Source organism: Galbibacter orientalis DSM 19592, from assembly GCF_000260115.1.
Classification (GTDB): domain Bacteria; phylum Bacteroidota; class Bacteroidia; order Flavobacteriales; family Flavobacteriaceae; genus Galbibacter; species Galbibacter orientalis.
The window spans coordinates 1,408,558-1,427,254 of the sequence record NZ_JH651379.1 but is presented as its reverse complement, the minus strand read 5'-3'; the positions used below and the strand labels follow the sequence as shown (position 1 = coordinate 1,427,254).

Below are 18,697 nucleotides of genomic sequence, written 5' to 3'. Positions count from 1 at the left end.
TATTCTATTTATAAGTTGTCATTTCTTTTCCTAAGTCCACATATATAGAAAAGTATCTCTTTACATTATAATTGATTAAAGACATTTACTAGTGATGCGTTAAGTTTTTAAAACTTAACATAATCATCTGTTTATTAATATATTATATTCGTTCTTTGATTTTTTGATTTGAATTTACCTGTAGCTTTGTCACTTTAAAAATGTGGCTATGAATTCAGGAAAGTATGTTTTCTCTCAACTTCTTCAGTTTATTGACAGATACGAGTTCGATAAATGTGTAGAAAAATACAATGGAGACTTCCGAACAAGAGAATTTAACTGTTGGAACCTGTTTGTTCAACTGTTTTTTGGGCAGTTAACTTCACGCAACTCGCTTCGGGACATTTGCGTATGTTTGAAAGCACACCAGAATAAGTTGTATCACCTAGGGATTCGCAAGTATGTAAATCAATCTACTTTATCTAGGGCAAATGAAGTCCGTGACTATCGTATTTTCTCCGATTTTGGAAATTATCTGATCGGTAAGATCAGACCTCTGTACAGTAACGAACGTATTGCGGGAGTAGACATTGCAGGTGAAGTATTTGCCTTGGATTCCACCACCATTTCGCTCAGCCTCAAATTGTTCAATTGGGCACCCGGTAAATACTCCCGGGGAGCGGTCAAAGTACATACTTTGTTGGATCTAAGAGGTAGTATTCCCGCATTTATTCTAGTTACTGATGGTAAATATCACGACAGCAACGTGCTGGATAACCTGATCACGACACCCGATTCGATCTATATCATGGACAGGGCCTATATTGACTTTGCTGCATTACAAGGCATAAACACTCGTGGCGCATATTTTATCACCAGAGCCAAATCCACAATGGATTTCTCCATTATTGAAAGTAATTTCAACATCGATCCTTCGACAGGGCTATTGGCGGATGACACTATTGTACTAAACGGATACAAGTCTAAAAAACTTTATCCTGAACCGCTAAGACTGGTACGATATTATGACCAAGAAAAAGAGGTCGAACTGCTCTTCCTAGCCAATAATTTTGATGTGTCAGCACTTGAAATTGCACGACTTTATCGCCATAGATGGCAGATAGAGGTGTTTTTTAAGTGGATAAAACAGAATCTAGTCATTAAGTCACTTTGGGGACACTCGGAAAATGCAGTTAATATCCACATCTGGACAGCGATCTGCACCTACCTGATTATAGCTCTGGTCAAACTTACTCTGAAAAGCTCATTATCTATTTACGAAATCATACAAATACTAGGGGTGTCAGCTTTCGATAAAACACCGTTGAAAGAGCTAATAGTTCAAGATCAAAAAAATCAAAACGTCAAAGAACAAAATTTGTGGAATTTATTTGATGCAAAAACTTAACGCATCAGTACTAAAAGACATTAATGAAATACAAAAATATTCTTTTTCTCATAAGTAGATCAATTCAGTAAGCTAAAAAACATTCATGTTAGGGTTACCTTTTTCCATTCCCGCTATTAAGAGCAAAACAAAAACATCATGAAACTTTTAAAATCATTAAACAGAAAAATGGAAACTTTAACAGAAACAAGCAATTCAGTAGATGAGACTGAGGGCTCATTCAAGAAAGTAGAACGTGTAAAAAGTTTTACAGATTATGCAATTCAAAAAGCTGGTTTGAACAATGGAGACGCTACCTCCATGAAAATGCATCTAAAATGGATTAAAGATGGGCATGTAGTTGATGCTACATACAATGAAAAGGAGCACGAAACCCGAAAAGAAAAAACCCATGAAGAGATTACCAGCAAGCATGAGGAAAAAGAAAAGTTAGAAAGTGAAAAGAAAACTACCATAGAAATCCATATTCCCTCATGTAACCAAAAAATAGACGAGCTTAACGATGAAATCCATCAGACAAAATTGGACTTGGAAGAGAAAAAACTTCAAACAGGATACCAACCAATCAAATTAGCAACCTATGGTATTTTAGTGGGAGTACTTTCTGTTTATCTTATTCTATTTTATGCGTCAACAATTTATGCTTCATTTTTTAGGAATGCTAATAGTTTGTTAGCTACAGCAGGGGATGATATAATACTATACCTTGATTCAATTTTTGATATGAAAGGGATTCTCACACCTTCGCCCTCCCTTATTATTGTCTATTTAGGGTCATTTCTCTTTTTTGCCGTTGGTTTAATTCCCCACACTTTTGAAGGAAAACGTAAAAATCTGTGGAAGGCGATTGCAATTCTCGGTGCTTTAATAGTGGATTCATTATTGGCATACAAAATTGATTCAGGTATTTACAATTTAAAAGTCATGGCGGGTGTAGCCGAAGAAAATTGGTTCTTTTTAACCAGTATTAATTTTTATTTGGTCTTAACATTTGGCTTTTTGGCCTATTTAGTTTGGGGATATATGTATGAGTTAATGATAAAGGAAAAGAATAAGAAAAATGCTGGAACCTGTGCTCAATTGGTCATTAGAGATCTTAAAAGTAAGATTCGTTCTCAAAAAGATGAAATAAAAGGTCTTAAAGAAAAAGTAATCCAATTGGAATCACAGATCAGTATGTTGGCTGGAAGAATTGAAAACTTAAAGAAAGATTTGGAAAAAGCTGTTCTTAACCCTGATCTACTATCACAGTGCTTAACTAGCTTCTATATGGGTTGGCGACAATACTTGAACAGCTCTCCCGACTTTGATGTTAAAAAAGTAGAATGCGAATCTGCTTACAAAGAATTTATGGAGACCCATTTTAAACAAATCCCTAACCTTAATTAATACAATAACCATTAAAAACAAACATCATGAAAAATATAGTTATTATTAGTATTCTGTTCATAGCATTCTCATCATTGAAAATAAATGCACAGGCTCAAACCATAAGAAAACCGGTCAATTATACCGTAATATTAGACCTAAGTGATAGAATACTTTCTGAACACCAATTGGAAAAAGACCAAGCTCAAATAGAACAATTATTTGAAAAATTTGAGGCTAAAGCCAGAAGAGGCTTAATCTTAACTTCCAAAGACCGATTTAGTGTAAAAATAGTTCCTCAAAAAAATAGCCCTTTGGACATTAACTATTTTGAGAATATGCTCCAATTAAAACTTAATGAAATGTCAATCAAGGACAAGAATAATAAAATGGTTGAATTTTCAAATTCCATTACCAAAACATTGAGTGAATTAAGAGATAAAGCAAACTACAGTGACAAAAGAAATGGCTATTTCGGTGTGGATTTGTGGGCTTATTTGAATGATTACGGACAGTCTTTACAACTGGAAGGATATGATAATACAGTTATAATACTAACAGATGGATATTTTGATTTTGAAAATAGAGGGCACGTCCTGAAACAAAAGAACAGATATACAAGCACCCAATTTCTAAACAAAATTACCGGTATTGATTGGAAACAAAAAGCCAGAAGTAGTGATTATGGCCTATTCCCTATCAAACTTCCTAAAGGCATTCATTGGATAATCTCTGGCATTTCTAGTAAAAATGACCTAGACGTATTGCAAACACAAAAGCTTATCTATTTCTGGGATAAATGGTTAAAAGAATCAGGCGCGGATGATTATAAATTTATTCTAGATGGTTCTGAATCTCAAATGAGTTCGAAGCTTTTAAGTATGTTGTAAAACCTTAAAGCCAGTATAATCATGAATAAAACATGGATTCTATTTGTAATAGTGTTGCTTACCGCCTTATTTGGCACAGCACAAGACAATGTTGATGTAATGGGAAGGTTTGTAATTATGGACGCTACAATGGATGGAAAAGATATAACCTCTCAACTTTTGTCAAAAAATGCTTTTCTTGCTTTTTACCAATATAAGGGAGATAAAGAAATCTATTTTGCTAATGTTTGGCCAAAAGCAGATTCATATAGTAATGGGATAATCTATAATCTTACTTTGGACACTCCTTTCTATGATAGGGATGGATATAACAATCAAAGATTAACATTTTATTGGAAATATTGGAATTCTTATAATGCTGATCAAGGTAACGCAAGCGTAGAAATGAAGATAATTAAAAAGCCGCAGGGAAATCATTTCATCATTAAAATTATACCGGAAGATCTCGAGATCCTTATTTATAAAGGTTTTGTTGAAGGCTCATTAGACCTTGATGTTTATCAAAAGAACTAATTCATTTTATCTGTAACAATACCCGTAGGTTTGAGGGTTTTATGTTTGTTTTTTGAAGACTGTTTTTATAAGCAGTCTTCTTTTTCTTAAAAAAAACGAAGATAGTGGGTTACCTTTTTAAGTTATGGCTATTAATAGTTGAAAAACAAACTAAACGAGTACAAACTTAAAATCCAAAAACATGAAAGTAAAATTGAAATCGTATAATAATCTTCAAAACTATCAATGCGATTATCCTGAAAATGTAGCATTAATGTTGAGCGTAACCAAAGCTCTTGAATATGCCAAAAAACAAATTTCTGCCATTAGGGGGACTAAAAATTTCCTTGCATATAAGATAGTGACATTAGAAGGAGAGCTATTATATAAATTACCATGCAATTAGTGGGTTACCTCTTCAAAAAAGAGCTATTAACAGATGTAAAAAAACAGTAAAACATTTTAAAATTAGTATCATGAAAAATTTATTATTTATCGCAGTATTTTTATTAACCGGTTATTTCGGATTTTCACAACAAGTATATGTAAAAGGATATTACAAAAGTAATGGAACGTATGTTCAACCACATTACAGAACCGCTCCCAACCACACCGTAAACGATAATTGGAGTACAGTTGGCAATGTAAATCCATATACAGGTAAAGCGGGCACGAAACCAAGAGAAGGATCATATTCTAATACAAGAAGGAATACTATCTCAAACCCTTATCCTCACACAGGGCAAGGTAGAATATATCAGCCGGCTTTATCACTTCCAAGTATGCCCTCTCTTTCTGATGAGAGCAAATCGACTTATAAAAATACATCAACCTACCGAACAAATAATATTGTAGACCCAGTAAAGTTTGCGAAAGCCTATATGGAAAAAGTTCGACTTACTCGGCAAATTTTGGGCGGTAAGGATAATCGTGTTAGTACGTACAATTATGACACAAGACTATAAGACGTGCTAATATAATTCTACAACATAGATTTATCAGTAATGATAAACAAAGCCGGGCTTCTTCAAATATGAAGAGACCGGTTATGTTTGAACGACTTGTGGAAAATCAAATGTAAAATTTGCAATATTTTGTTTATTTTGTGAAGAACTAATACAACCATCACAAATAAACTAATGGACATACACCAAATTTCAGATCAGGAACTTATTGAATTGATTAAAGATGATTCAGATTATTTAGGGGTCATTTATAAACGATGCTACGATTACTGCATCATGTTCATGCATAAGGTAAAAGGCTCAAATAACAGTTTTGATACAGACCTAGACGAAGTATTCAACGATGCCGTTATGGTGTTATATGAAAAAATCCTTGAAGGAAATTTTAAACTTACAGCATCCATTCAAACTTATCTAAGTTCTGTTTGCAGGTTTCAACTATTAAATAGATTTAAAAAGAATAAACAGAATATAAGCCTTGAAGATTTTGACAATAATGGAGAGCATTTACAATTTGATGGTGCGGTAACGGATACACTGGTTGATGTGGAGGCCGAAAATGAAGAACAATTTAAGGCTATGGAAAATGCCCTTACCGAAATGAAAAACGCCGGAGGAAAATGCTATGAGCTGCTTACATTGTTTTGGTATCACAAAAAATCTATGAAAGAGCTGTCTGAGATTTTCGGATATACGAATCCGGCTAATGCAAAAAACCAAAAGGCAAAATGCCAAAAACGGTTAGAAAAATTGGCTTTCAATTATTTAAATGCCTAAAATGGAAAGAGGAATAAGAATCATAAAAGATATTTTAAGCAATTCTATACCACCTGAGCATTTGGAAAGGGTAAATTGGGATGAGGTTCTTAATGGATTTGTGGTATTTAAAAGCAATCAAAAACCATTGTACACAGAAATTTACAAGCTTGAATTGAATGATCCTGAAAAACTCATTTTTCAACTCCCTAAACTGTACAGGAATTTCATTGAAGAGGTGGCTGAAGATTACGTGCTTGGAAACATTTCAAAAACATCGGAAATTTTAACGCAGAGTCAAGACTTCGTTAAACGGGTACATTATTTAAAAACGTTAAGAAATGTCATTACCAAGGCAGAACGAAATAGGATTAAAGAAGAACTGCCATTGGCATATCAAAGAGTAACGTTTCAACCCAGTGAAAAGGACATTGAAAATGCCGTAAAACAAAAAGCCCGGGAAGACCTGAGGGAGAAAATACAAACATGGAACAGGGAAGTAAAAAAAGATGTTATTTTAGAAAAAAGAGCTGAACCAACAGCTGAAAAGCCTGCTAAAAATAAAAAAGAAACTAAGATTATTTCATTATGGTTAAAATATTCTAGTGTCGCTGCTGCAATAGTAATTGGATTTATTGTGTGGCAACCGCATAAATCATCAAATGAAATGATTTTTAATAATTATAAGAGCAATTTATCAAACATTAAGGATATTGATCAATTTGGAGGATTAGATGTAGTAGAATTCAACCTTTCTTTGAATAATAATATTTCGAGAGATTTTGAGCCTTTTAGACCAGTTATTAAGGGAGATACAAGTTATACCAAACAACAATCACTTGCAATTTTTAAGGCTATAGAAGAAATAAAAAAAGGAGAATATACTAATGCTAAGCTAGTTTTGACAGAAATAAATCCGAAGGAAGATAATCGTCAAGTTCTTTTCTATTTAGCCCTAGCCCAACTAAATTCTAATGAAGTTGAAAAGGCGATTAATAATTTTAATTATTTAACTAATGTAGCTTATTATAAGTTTGAAATTGAAGTTCAATTTTACTTAGCCCTTGGTTACATTAAAAAAGGGGAACTTAAAAAAGCTAAAGGGATTTTAAGTTCAAAATTAATTCAAACAAGTAAGTTTTCATCTGAAGCTGATGATATATTAGGAGAATTACGATGGTTTTAAATAATGAGAAAAGTAGTTGAAAACATCTCTGGATATATTTTATTAATCATATTTGGTTATATTATAATAAGTTTTTTGCATTTAACATGGTATATTGCTTCTCCTGATGGCTTTTTTGGTTTTTTATATTTTACAGAACTCCTAAGAACGCTTGTATTTGCTTTAGTATTTCTTTTTTTACTTATTGTAATATTTACTTGGTTTTTATCTGGATTGAAATCCTTCTTTAAAAAGAAATCTTCAATGAAGGATATTTTTAAATTGATCTGCACATTAGTTTTTATGGCAAGTATTCTTCTTTTTAATTACTTTTCTACTGGAGGTATTTCTCTCTATTTTGCAAAAATACTATCAGATAAATATGAAGATATAAAAGAAACAGAGGAGTTGATAGATTCAGGAGAGTATAAAAAAGCGTTTGAAATAGCAGAAAGCAAATATTACAATATTAAAAACAGAAGTAGAATTAGTAATTTCTTTTTTTTGACACAATTATATTCGAAAACTAAATTTGATCAAAGGGTAAACCTCGTTAAACAATATTCGGCAACTATTAATTACGGATTCTGTCTTTTAGAATATTTCAATTCACAAAATGAGGCTGAAAAAGTGTTTAAAGAAGCAATCAATATCGCAAATAATAAACTTATTGATTCACAGAAGGATAATTTATTGTTGTTTCCTTTGCTTTCGCTTGGCGAACTGAAATTAAGAGAAGGTGATTACTTTAAGGCTGATGATATTTTTTCAGAGTTGACAAATGTGCTCGCAACATGTAGCAAACAAGATTTAACCTATTTGATAAATTCTCAATTGTTATTCGCCGACAGACTATTAAGAGTGGGTGATTATAGAAGATTTCAAGCTGTATGCTCAAACATCCTTAATCTATATATTGAAAAAGGAGGCAATCAGAAATCGAAAACTTATGCCAGTCTTTTAATGACAGCCTCACTTAGTAACCTTCTGATAGATAATTTTGATAGTGCAGGGAGACTTTTGGTAAAAGCTACTTCAATTGCGGAACGCAATGAAGGTCACCCTATCTATATAAATTATCTTTATGCAAAGGCCCATTATTGTTTTTTGGCATGGCAAAAAGGTGGAGGTAATGAAGAGCTACTTGATAAATCAATTTTTGATAGAATCATGGGTAAGAAAATAGATGAAAGAGAGGATTACCTTAATGAAGCTATCCAGGTATATGATTCGTTACTGGGAATTATAGAGGATAAATATGGTATTAATAGCATTAGTTATGTGTCCATATTGATGCAAATAGCAGATTTTAACTTAAAAATTGATGAGGTAGAAAAAGCGAGAGAGATATACAAGGAGTCTTTAACTTTAATCAAAAACTCGTCTAATTATAATAAAGAAATATACTTTGATGTATTACTTAAAAACATACTATTTAAAAAAGACAAAAATCAACACCATGAAGAAATCATATCTTCATTAAGAGGCATAGAAAAAAATCTTAACCATAAGCTAATCAACAATTTCTTATTTCTTAACCAGGGAGAAAAGGAGTTGTTCGTTACAAAAGTAGAGAAAGATCTTAATTTAATTAATTCTATTTATGTTGACTTAAAAGACTCATCGGCCAATGAGCTTTTATATAACAATCTACTGGCAATGCGACAAATAGCCTTGCGATCTGAACAGAATTTTAAAAGCTTCGTGAAAACATTGGAGGGGGGGCTACTTAAGGAGTATCAAGAATTAAAATTAAAGAGAAGAGCTTTGGAATGGAGTTCAGGTGTATTTGATAGCGATTCCTTAAATATTATACTTGAAAAAGAACGGAAATTGATTAAAAAGATTACGTCCATGGATAATTTCCGCTCAGTAAATCCACGACAAATCACTTGGGAAAATATAAGAGATAGGTTAAATATGGATGAATTAGCTATTGAAACTTTTACCATTAAAAAAGGAATTGAAAATAACGAAAATGAAATAGACTATTATGCCCTTGTTATAAATAATAAATCTACCTCCCCTGAGTTGGTCTATCTATTTAATGAAAATATACTAAATGAATATATAGATCAAGCAAATAATAAGGATGGGATAAATGCGGTGTTTGGTAAAAACAAACATAAGATTAATAAGATAATCTTCGATTCGTTAAAACAATACATGGCTAATTATGATAAATATTATTTTTCACCTACAGGTATATTGAACAAAGTCCCATATTCGGCTATTCTCGATAGTGCAAACATGGGAAGTACTTTTTCAATTGTTTCAAGCACGAATAACATTAGATATAAGAAAAAAAGGGATTACAATATGAAAGCCGCATTATTTGGAGGAGTCAATTATAATTTAACATCAAAGAATGTTACGAATAACATTGCAGGTCTTCAAGAACAAGAAAATATTGTATCAAACATTAATCGCAGTAGTTCATTCTCCAAGTTAAAATATACTTTAGATGAAGTGGTGAAAATCAAAGAATTATTTGATAAGAGTGAATACAAAGAACCATTTCTTTATACTGGAAATTCTGCAACAGAATCTGTAATGAGAGTAATTCCAAACCAGGATGTAAACGTTCTTCATATAGCAACACATGGATATTATTATCACTCGAGTTTTCTTGTTGGAAGCTCTATTGTAAATAAAATAGGAGCAAATATGGATGTTTATGACAACCCTTTAATGAGGTGTGGTCTTTTATTAGCAGGAGCAAACCATGATAAAAGTTATGATAAAAATAATGATGGCATTTTAACAGGTCAAGAAATCACTTATTTAGACTTCTCTAATATAGATTTGCTCGTTTTATCGGCATGTGAGACAGGATTAGGCGAACTAAAAGGTCAAGAAGGAGTTTTTGGTCTGCAAAGAGCATTTAAACGAGCAGGAGTTAAATCAATGATTATAAGCTTATGGAAAGTTCCTGATGAACAAACATCCCAGTTAATGGTAGCATTCTATAAACATTACCTCAAAGGTAATTCTGCGAATGAATCTTTACAAAAAGCCCAAAACGAAATAAAAATAAATTATCCCGATCCTGTGTATTGGGCTGGTTTTCAGGTTATAGATTAATAAAAGAAATGATATATGGCAGCTAAAAAATCATATTCTCCGCCATTATGGATGATGTTGATAACATTTTTGGGTTGGATGGTATTATTGATTGATAAAGGTTTATGGTTTATACCAATGCTTATATTGGCTGTATTTGTCATAATCATATGTAAGGATTATTTAGAGAATAAAGCTAAAACTTATAATAAAAAAAATAGTAAAAAGAAATATGTTGATAAAGAAAAAAGTATAGACTCTATACTTATCCCTGAAGTAGAGGAAAGATACTTTGTAAGCAATCAAGTCAATTTATTTAAATATTCTGTTTTTTTATTTTTTATAACTAAGAGTGGTGGATACAAAGCTTTAGGGGTAGAAAATAAAGAAGATTTATTAGATGCATTAAGAAATCTTAATATAGAAAGAAAACGTTTTGCCGATTTTGTAGTTACTGAAATAGATTCAAATGTATTAATGGTACTTGATGATGAGTCTGTGTTTAAGGTTAATGTAAGAGATTTAGTAAATAGATTTTATAAACAAAAAAGAATTCCGCTCAAAGGAAAAAAAATATTAAAGGTCTATTCAATAAACAAGAAGTTTGACAGAACTGGCGTTAGTTTAGTGATAGTAACAAAAACGGCCGTAGCTCAAAAAAAGAATTTAACCCAAGTACTTAGCTTAATATCTCATATTTATGAACAGCATGGAAGCACTAAAATTTTAGATCATCTGAATAATGATGCTGTTGTAACTGGGATACTTAATCCTCCCAATTCAGAAATTATCATTGTAACAAATAAAGGAAGAGTTATTAGAAGTGCACGTGATAAAATTGATTATAAAAGACTAATAGAGCTATCAGAAGGTGATTGCTTAACCTCGATTACAAGCATTAACAATAGTGGAGGCTTAGTGTTCTTTTTGGATAGTCAAAGTGCACATTACAAGTTAATACCTGTTATAGATTTTCGATTTACAGTTTTTGGAGGAAAAGGCATTAAAATTAGTTTGGGTGAAAACCATCAATTTATTCCTGATAATGTTGTTTTTATAAATGATGAAAATGAAATTTTAATTACTGTAACTGACAAAGGAAAAATAACACTAATTAAGGCTTCTAAGCTAATAGTGTCTTCTAGAATGTCTGAGCCTAACAGTATGTTTAAACTTTTGAATAATGATTACATTAGAATAGTTAAAACTTATTCCAGTTTGTAAACCCAATAACCAATTATCTCTCTTGCATTTATGCCAAAAAACAAAAATCTTGAAACCGTATTTTTTCATGAACTTGGTCATTTTGTAGCTAACAAATTGATAAATGAACTATATAATATCTTTGAAATTGAAGAGGTTCTGTTAATTCAGAAATATACTAATGAAGTAGATTATGAAGGTCAAACTAAAAGGAAGATCCCTTTAGGTAAAGCGGATACACCTCTAAAAAATATGCCAGAAAGATTGTGTAGTCTAATTTATGGATGTTATTTCCAGACTATATATCAGGATACTAATATAAACATGTGTTTTAACCAGTCATCTGATTTTAAGGGATGTCAGGACTATTTAGATTTTGCCGAATGTTTAAGAATGTTCAAGATTGAAAGTAAAACTAAACGAGACCTTTTAGCATATTTAACTGTTGAATATTATGGTAATTTAAAAGAAGGGGACAGCTTATCGAAATCTCTTTTCGAAATTGATCCAAGAAACTATTTAGTAGAAATTCAAGGTGGATATAAATTTGATATAATAAAGCTCGAGAATAATATTCAGTCTCATATAAAACAGCATAGACCAACATTTGCACAATGCATAAGTCGTATAAAAAGCATTTTGAACTGGGAACAGATTAAGGAACATTAAAAAGCAAATAGTAATCTTTTCACTATAAATTCAGCTGAGATTTTTATCGCTTAGTGGGTGTCTATATCTTCTATTCTTTCTCAATAAATTTATAACCATAAATAAAAGAATAGCGGTAATTAAAGGATGAATAATTACAAACAATAAAATATTAATGACTTCATAGCTAATATCAAAGTAACCGGACAAATCTTTAAGGATGTCTACACAAATGTTAAATAACTCTTTCATTCTCTTTAAGTTTATGTGTTAATAGAGTAAAGCCTAAAAGGTAACCCAATTTGGTACAACTTTATACTTGAAGTGCATATTCTGCTGAAGAACCGAAATATTCAGAGGTTGGTTTGACCGTTTTCCATCCGGGCGTATGCAGATTGCGAGACATGCAACATATCTGCCACCTCTTCTTGGGTCAGCCCTTTCCTTTTGTGGAGTGTTCGGAGGTTATTTCCAACTGTGTTGTTCATTCAAATGACATTTTATGGTTCTTTTATCAAAAGGTTATAACATTCATCCAAATACTCCCCTTCCTCTATCGGCAAAAGTTGTCTAACAAACTCTAATGTCTTTCGAATATCACTGCCTGAATTATCGACAGAAGATTGGCTATAATGATCTCCCTGAGTTGCCATAATGCAACCATTTATCAATGCCTCAATAGTAATAAGCAAATCTAAATAACCCTTAAATTCCAAAAACGATGCTTTAAACCTGTTTTTCCTGACATCAATGGGGCACTCATCTTCCGGATTTTTTAAATAAGCATTTTCCATAATTGTAACGTTTAATTATTGTTTTAAAAATTATTGGTTGTCTTCATCACGTCCATTCTGCCCATCTTTTTCGATGACTTCTTTAAAAATATCAAGATACTTTACGTTAGCTTTCAGCAACTCCATAATTTCAGGAAGGATGTCTGCTTTCTTTGTTGCTTCCATTTCCATTAAGGTTTGTAATAATGCATGGATTGCTTGATTTCTTTTGTCTTGTTCCTGAATGAATCTTCTTAATAGTATTAGCCACTCCTGCCCTGACTCATAAGAGATCATACTCCCTCCAGATATTGTATTATTATGAATGTAATTGATAGAATTGAACTGAATTGCCATGATTTGTTTTTTCGGTTAACTTGTATAAAGGAAAGAAGTCTTTCTTGTGTGCCGAACCTAAAAAGCTTGTATGTTACCAATGGAATCTGGTATCTTACCAATGCTGTTTGAGGATTTTCTACTATCTTTACTAATAAAACAAATAGAATAAGTAGTATATTTAAACTATGAGTACAGCAACAAAACCAAATCATATAGGCAGAAAAATTAGCCGAATCAGGGAGTTACGAGGCATGAAACAAGAAGCCCTTGCTATGGAACTGGGGATTAGCCAACAAAGTGTTTCACTAATAGAACAAAGTGAAACCATTGAAGATGAAAAACTGGAACAGGTAGCCAAAGTTTTAGGTGTTACATCAGAGGCTATAAAGAATTTCTCTGAGGAATCCGTTCTTAATATAATGTCCAATACTTTTCATGACAACTCAGTTTTAAATGGGGTTTTATACAACCCAACATTTAATCCAATCGATAAAATTATGGAGTTGGTTGATGAAAATAAAAAACTCTACCAAGAATTATTAAAAGCCGAAAAGGATAAAATCAGCTATTTAGAGAAGCTTTTAAATAAAAAATAAGTTTTCATGATTATTTTTAAAATGTTAAAACCATAAGTAATTTCACAAAAGAACGAATTACTTATGGTTTTAATTTTTTGTACAAGGTTAGCCTTTGCAACCTCCATTTTTTCTAAATTGGTAGTATTTAAAATTTTTAATGTTAATTAGAGTCCGCCTATTTTCACTTTAAAACTATAGATTGCATAGCATCATTAATATACATATCATACCCCCAAATCTTTCCATAACTAATACTATTTCGCTTGGTTTTCAGGAGGGTTCATCCAATTCAAGTAGTGTGCTTCAACTTCAGGAGAGTCTTTTATAAAACTTTTATAATGTCTTTTTATACGTTCGTTTTTATCTTTTAATTGCTGATTCGTATGCCGGTAACTTAGTGTCCTAAAACCCAATACTAATAAAAGCACGATGTATATAATACTACATACCACTATCCATTTCGGAAATAGCTTGGACTTATCCATACTATGAATTAAGTCTCTTGTATTTGTAGCCTGCACCTCTTCAAATTGCGCTTGCCTTTTTAGATGTGTTTCCAACAGATCTTCAATCTGTGAAGTATCAGCTTTCACTTTTACTTCACGAAGCTTTTTTGAAAGCCCTTCTAATTTAGCTACCGATACATTAAATTCTTCAATTTCCTCCGTCAGCAAAGCTGCTATCTCTTCTAATTTTGCCATTGCTTTCTATTTTAATAACCAATCCCAATCCCCGTGTCAATAGCTTTTTTAATAACATGTTTTGCTACTTTTTTAGCGATGGATGCTGCAAGATTAGCATTAAGGGTTACTGTTTGATTTACTATTTTAAGGGTGTTCTCTTTTGATAGTTTTAATCCTTTTGCATTGTTATAAGAAATCGCTTGTAGTATTTTACCTCCTGACATTTCTCTGTGCACAGCACTTCCTTTTAGGTTATGCGATTTATAGGTAAATCGAAATCCCTGCAATTGCTTGGATTTATTAATCACAGGGATCACTTTAACTCCTTGTTTTTGCATGCGTTTTATATACTGATCTACGGTTTTGGGTCTGGTTTGTAAAGTTTTTAAGTGTTGTTGTTTGATAAGTGCCCGAATATGTAACAGCGATTGTTGTTTTGCTTGTTGCACCTCTCTAGCGGTGGTTAAATGCATATCTTTAGCCACTTTCTCTGCTGCCATTTGGCTGTGCTTTCCTATATAACTGTCATTATAAGCCTTTCCATCAAATCCAATGCGATTTACATACAAATGAACATGAAGGTGTTGTTTATCTCGGTGTACAAAAGCCATGGCTTGATGCTGTTGTAGTTTCATTTGTTTTACAAACCTATCGGTAAGCTCCTTCAGCTTTTTTACACTCAATTTCTTTCCATCTTCCACAGTTGGACTGAGTACAAAACTCAAGGTGTTTTTCTGGCAACGGGAATTGGTATCTTGTATAATTTTAAATTCATGGGTTACCGCTGATGGAGTTTCTCCAGCTAAGTGTGCTTTATAGACCACTTCTGACATTTTTTCCTGATTCATTCCATAACGCATAGAAGCCCCTGTATGTGCTATAGCCATTCCTTTTCCTATCATTTTTTAAAATTTTGCAAATGGTTTTTGATTTCTTCAGCGAGTTGGTAAACTTCATCGGTTAGCTTGGGATTCCTTTTTTTAAACATGATTCCCAATGCGTTTAAAATGATGATGGTACTGAATAAGGGTTTTATAAACCTCTATTTGTTCTTCGGTAAACCGCTCAATGATCTTGTCATCCAAAGCCGTCATCCGACAATAAGAACTCAAACTGAGGTTTGCTCTTTTTGCTTTGACCTGTAACAATCTCTTTTCAAATCGGGTACACCGAAATTTGATATAGGTTGCTTTTATTTTTACTTTGGCTTTTGCCATGATTTAATTATTTATATGAGGAAGTATTTCACTTTTTAATGCTGTACCCTTTGCGACCTTCGGGAGTAAAGCAAGATGGTTTTTGTGGCAACAAAAACACATCTTGAAATTCTTACTCAGCCGGATAAAATGTGGTTAGCTACTTCCAAGTAGTTCAAGTCTCCAATTACTTCGTACAATGAATTTATACTTACTCCATACATCAACTAAAAACATTACTGTGATGCTTCTTTCTAAAATAGATATAGCTTACAAATTGTTAAAGTGGTAAATAGTTGGAAATAGCAAAGACACTTCGAAAGGGGCTTGGTTTCTGACCGAAAGGAACTTAGAAACCAAGCTTCCTTCTCCGCTTACTAAACCGGAAAGTGCCCTGGATTTTGACAAAGGAAAAATTTCAGGGGGTCTTTTCCTGTTCGCCTTCCCGTCCTTTAGAAAATTTGTTTTCTTTTGATAAATTCTCGTGCTCCTCCATAGAAAAGTCTCTATTTTACTACCACCTACTCGGTTTTACCAGTTTGGGGTTCTTACGAGCCAGCTCCAACAATTCCTTTTTGGAAAAGAAAACCGACCGTCCTATCTGGAAATATGGCACCATACCCTTTTTCTTCCAGCTGATCAGACTGGTGACCGATATACCCAGAAATTTTGCCGCTTCTTTTTGGGTTAGCCTGTCCTCTTCCGGGTTGGTACTGCCGATAGGTATCGTTTCTGTTTTTCGGATTTCTTCGACCACCATTCGGACTACTCTTTTCAAATCTTCCTTGTTGTGCGTGTAGAATAATACGTTTCCCATCTTCAAACTTTTTTAAATTAAACTCTTGTTTCAACAGTTCAAAGTTGGAATAAAACTGCGCTGTATAATTGAGTGTTCGTTTAATCCATGCAGTAAAACCTTTGATATCGTAGCTTTAACGCACTTTAGGGTATTTCATTTTACTTTTAAGTGTTTCGTTTAAGTTTGCTTAAAAAGGTACGGATATTAGGAGAATTTTTATAGTGAGTGGCAAACTTCATCTCGCTCGGAAGTTTTTCTACGGACTGTCCAAGCCCTGGATAAATGGCTTTTAATAACATGGCTACATCGGAAAAGGGATTGGTAATAATCTCTTCCTTGCACAATACCCAAAAGAGTTCTATAAAGCTGGCCTTATCAAGTATCGGTGGCGGGGAAAAAGAACCATTTATCCCCCGAAGCTTTTGTTGTCCCCGCTCCGGTTCAAAATTAGTGAATACAAAATGACGGATTTCATCCTGGTAATTATGGTTATAATATTCGCTTAGATAATTAAAAATATCCTTTTGTCCTATGGTTTCCTTGTTGTGGTAGCCTTGGGGTCTTAACTTAAGTTTGATCGAGGGATATACAGGTACCACCGGGTATACCATTTCAATGGAGCCTGTCTTGGTTGACAAATTTACTGCCGGATTATTCTCTTCCTTATAATCCACTACTTTCCAAGAGTCTTTTACCCGCTTAACCTGTCTCTTTTTAATGTAAAAATACATAGCTGTGGCACTGACCAAAAGAATTAGTATGTAGGCTATGGTAAAAAAAGTACGGAAACTCCAATCATAGGAATCATTCAGAAAAAAGCTAACTTCTAAAAAAGTAAACAATAAAAAAAGTATTGTAAAGAAGATAATGTACAGATTCCCAGAAAAGAAAGCCCTTATCTTATTATAAAGCCTTCTTGCTGCATCATCCATTTTTATCATCAAAACACCGATATGTTCAAAAAAATTATTCATATCTTATTCCAAGTGCTGTCCATTTCCTGCCTTTTAAAATCTTCAGCGATTTTTACATAACGCCTAAAGGAGCTTTCCTTTTTATGTCCAGTAATATTCCTGATCACTATTTCTTTCATCCCTAAAATTAAACTATTTGTTACAAATGTTTTACGAGCGGTATGACTCGTTATAAATTCATACTTGGGTGCGGTCTTATCTACCCGCCTTTGTCCGATATAGCGGGTAATGGTTACCAGAATATTGATTTCGGCCTCTTTACAGCACTTTTTAATGTATTCATTAAATTTCTGTGAAGAAATTACCGGTAGTGGTTCATAAATGGTATCCTTGTATTTATCCAACAAAGCTTTTGAATAATTGTTCAGGGGTATAACCTGATCTATTGTCTTTGTTTTTTGGACATTAAGCCGGATATGGTCTTCTTGTATGTTCGATGAACGTAATTGCTTGACATCGGAGAAGCGAAGTCCCGTAAAACAGCTAAAACAGTAAGTGTCGCGTACATGTTCTAATTTCTTTGAAGTAAACTCATGCTGATATAAGGTCATGAGCTCTTCTATGGTAAGGAAGATCACTTCGATGGGATCTTCTTTCGCTTTGAATTTCTTGTATGCATGGTTATCATGATATCCCCTATCCGATGCCCATGTCATGAACGTCTTTAAAATTTTAATGATACAGGCAAAATAACTATTGGTGTACTTTTTCTTTAGAAAAGTATATTCCTGTAGGTTTTCAAAAAAGGTTTGATTGATAGTATCAAAATACAAAGCATAACCGGTATTTTTCTCAAAAGTTTTAAAAAAATTAGAGATGGTTACGTAAGATTTAATAGTCCTTTCTACTTTGGTAGCTTTACTTTTTTCAATAAACTCGACAAAAGAAGGCCAAAACTCATGGCTTAAACGGGTAGCACTTAGATTGGTATCGAGCTTTTCCAATATAAATTCTTTAGAGGAAGTAATTTCATTTAAAAGGATGTACCTGAATAATTTTTTGAGATCTGTTTCAAGTTCGTCTATCTTCTTATTATACTCTATATGGTAATTATAGGCTTCCCCTTTTCTTGGTGGCCGGATACGTTGGTTATCCTCCATCCATTGGGAAAGCGAACATTTTACCCCTTTAACTTGTTTACGGATACGCTGCCCATCTACAGTAATACTATAATAAACTGGTGAAAGACCACTTTTATCAATCTTGTTCTTAACAACATAAAAAGAAACTTGCATAATATTACTAATGGATTTAATTGGACAAAAGAGGTGACAAAAAAGGTGACAAAATTTTTAAAAAACTTAAAAAAAATAGGTTTAAGTAAATTTCACATACACCAAATATAGTGATTTATAAGGGGTTACAGGAGGTATAAAATAAGAAAAGTTCTATAGTACTCCCGCCTCGAGTACAAAAAC

At 32.8% G+C, this 18,697-nt stretch carries 21 protein-coding genes; 12 read left to right on the top strand and 9 right to left on the bottom strand.

Going from position 1 to position 18,697, the window contains the following annotated elements; all coding sequences use genetic code 11:
- Positions 1-208: 208 nt before the first annotated feature.
- The 11 genes from JOOMADRAFT_RS06410 (at position 209) to JOOMADRAFT_RS06360 (ending at position 11,958) form a co-directional block, all read left to right on the top strand.
- Positions 209-1,387 (top strand): IS4 family transposase, encoded by a 1,179-nt coding sequence (locus JOOMADRAFT_RS06410; RefSeq protein ID WP_008611204.1) that lies wholly within the window; start codon positions 209-211, stop codon positions 1,385-1,387.
- Positions 1,388-1,525: 138 nt separating this feature from the next.
- Positions 1,526-2,776, top strand: a complete 1,251-nt coding sequence (locus JOOMADRAFT_RS06405) for a hypothetical protein (RefSeq protein WP_245547657.1) — start codon at positions 1,526-1,528, stop codon at positions 2,774-2,776.
- A gap of 26 nt (positions 2,777-2,802) precedes the next feature.
- Complete coding sequence (locus tag JOOMADRAFT_RS06400) at positions 2,803-3,645, top strand: hypothetical protein (RefSeq protein WP_008612076.1); 843 nt, start codon at positions 2,803-2,805, stop codon at positions 3,643-3,645.
- A gap of 21 nt (positions 3,646-3,666) precedes the next feature.
- Positions 3,667-4,158, top strand: coding sequence for a hypothetical protein (locus JOOMADRAFT_RS06395; RefSeq protein ID WP_008612075.1), 492 nt, complete (start codon positions 3,667-3,669; stop codon positions 4,156-4,158).
- Between the two features lie 181 nt (positions 4,159-4,339).
- A complete protein-coding gene (locus tag JOOMADRAFT_RS06390; protein ID WP_008612074.1) occupies positions 4,340-4,543 on the top strand; it encodes a hypothetical protein in 204 nt (67 codons plus the stop codon).
- A gap of 70 nt (positions 4,544-4,613) precedes the next feature.
- A complete protein-coding gene (locus JOOMADRAFT_RS20390) occupies positions 4,614-5,102 on the top strand; it encodes a hypothetical protein (RefSeq protein WP_008612073.1) in 489 nt (162 codons plus the stop codon).
- Positions 5,103-5,276: 174 nt separating this feature from the next.
- Positions 5,277-5,879 (top strand): sigma-70 family RNA polymerase sigma factor, encoded by a 603-nt coding sequence (locus JOOMADRAFT_RS06380; RefSeq protein WP_008612072.1) that lies wholly within the window; start codon positions 5,277-5,279, stop codon positions 5,877-5,879.
- A 1-nt stretch (position 5,880) separates the two neighbouring features.
- The gene (locus JOOMADRAFT_RS06375; RefSeq protein ID WP_008612071.1) at positions 5,881-7,044 is read left to right on the top strand and encodes a tetratricopeptide repeat protein; all 1,164 of its coding nucleotides are present in this window, start codon (positions 5,881-5,883) and stop codon (positions 7,042-7,044) included.
- Positions 7,045-7,047: 3 nt separating this feature from the next.
- Entirely contained in the window at positions 7,048-10,107 is a 3,060-nt protein-coding gene (locus JOOMADRAFT_RS06370) for a CHAT domain-containing protein (protein ID WP_008612070.1), read from the top strand.
- Positions 10,108-10,122: 15 nt separating this feature from the next.
- A complete protein-coding gene (locus tag JOOMADRAFT_RS06365; protein ID WP_008612069.1) occupies positions 10,123-11,310 on the top strand; it encodes a hypothetical protein in 1,188 nt (395 codons plus the stop codon).
- Between the two features lie 30 nt (positions 11,311-11,340).
- On the top strand, positions 11,341-11,958 hold the full coding sequence (locus JOOMADRAFT_RS06360; protein WP_008612068.1) for a hypothetical protein: 618 nt from the start codon (positions 11,341-11,343) through the stop codon (positions 11,956-11,958).
- Between the two features lie 332 nt (positions 11,959-12,290).
- Here the strand turns inward: JOOMADRAFT_RS06360 and JOOMADRAFT_RS20720 are convergent, their stop codons facing one another.
- Genes JOOMADRAFT_RS20720 through JOOMADRAFT_RS06340 form a run of 3 tightly spaced genes read right to left on the bottom strand, consistent with a single transcriptional unit; the run spans position 12,291 to position 13,067 of the window.
- A complete protein-coding gene (locus JOOMADRAFT_RS20720; RefSeq protein ID WP_008612066.1) occupies positions 12,291-12,425 on the bottom strand; it encodes a helix-turn-helix transcriptional regulator in 135 nt (44 codons plus the stop codon).
- Positions 12,426-12,437: 12 nt separating this feature from the next.
- Complete coding sequence (locus JOOMADRAFT_RS06345; RefSeq protein ID WP_008612065.1) at positions 12,438-12,731, bottom strand: hypothetical protein; 294 nt, start codon at positions 12,729-12,731, stop codon at positions 12,438-12,440.
- Positions 12,732-12,761: 30 nt separating this feature from the next.
- Complete coding sequence (locus JOOMADRAFT_RS06340) at positions 12,762-13,067, bottom strand: hypothetical protein (RefSeq protein WP_008612064.1); 306 nt, start codon at positions 13,065-13,067, stop codon at positions 12,762-12,764.
- Positions 13,068-13,234: 167 nt separating this feature from the next.
- On the opposite strand from JOOMADRAFT_RS06340, the gene JOOMADRAFT_RS06335 reads away from it, so the two are divergent.
- Positions 13,235-13,645, top strand: coding sequence for a helix-turn-helix domain-containing protein (locus JOOMADRAFT_RS06335; protein WP_008612063.1), 411 nt, complete (start codon positions 13,235-13,237; stop codon positions 13,643-13,645).
- A 236-nt stretch (positions 13,646-13,881) separates the two neighbouring features.
- Here JOOMADRAFT_RS06335 and JOOMADRAFT_RS06330 read toward each other — a convergent pair whose 3' ends face one another.
- The 6 genes from JOOMADRAFT_RS06330 to JOOMADRAFT_RS06305 form a co-directional block, all read right to left on the bottom strand.
- The gene (locus JOOMADRAFT_RS06330; RefSeq protein ID WP_008612062.1) at positions 13,882-14,328 is read right to left on the bottom strand and encodes a DUF6730 family protein; all 447 of its coding nucleotides are present in this window, start codon (positions 14,326-14,328) and stop codon (positions 13,882-13,884) included.
- Between the two features lie 11 nt (positions 14,329-14,339).
- Entirely contained in the window at positions 14,340-15,197 is an 858-nt protein-coding gene (locus JOOMADRAFT_RS06325) for a relaxase/mobilization nuclease domain-containing protein (protein ID WP_008612061.1), read from the bottom strand.
- A gap of 93 nt (positions 15,198-15,290) precedes the next feature.
- A complete protein-coding gene (mbpA, locus tag JOOMADRAFT_RS06320) occupies positions 15,291-15,527 on the bottom strand; it encodes a mobilization protein MbpA (protein WP_008612060.1) in 237 nt (78 codons plus the stop codon).
- 493 nt (positions 15,528-16,020) lie between these two features.
- A complete protein-coding gene (locus tag JOOMADRAFT_RS06315; RefSeq protein ID WP_245547702.1) occupies positions 16,021-16,266 on the bottom strand; it encodes a helix-turn-helix domain-containing protein in 246 nt (81 codons plus the stop codon).
- A gap of 203 nt (positions 16,267-16,469) precedes the next feature.
- On the bottom strand, positions 16,470-17,279 hold the full coding sequence (locus tag JOOMADRAFT_RS06310; RefSeq protein WP_008612057.1) for a hypothetical protein: 810 nt from the start codon (positions 17,277-17,279) through the stop codon (positions 16,470-16,472).
- The gene (locus JOOMADRAFT_RS06305) at positions 17,276-18,514 is read right to left on the bottom strand and encodes a site-specific integrase (protein WP_008612056.1); all 1,239 of its coding nucleotides are present in this window, start codon (positions 18,512-18,514) and stop codon (positions 17,276-17,278) included. Before JOOMADRAFT_RS06305 ends, JOOMADRAFT_RS06310 begins: the two co-directional genes overlap by 4 nt.
- Between the last annotated feature and the right edge of the window lie 183 nt (positions 18,515-18,697).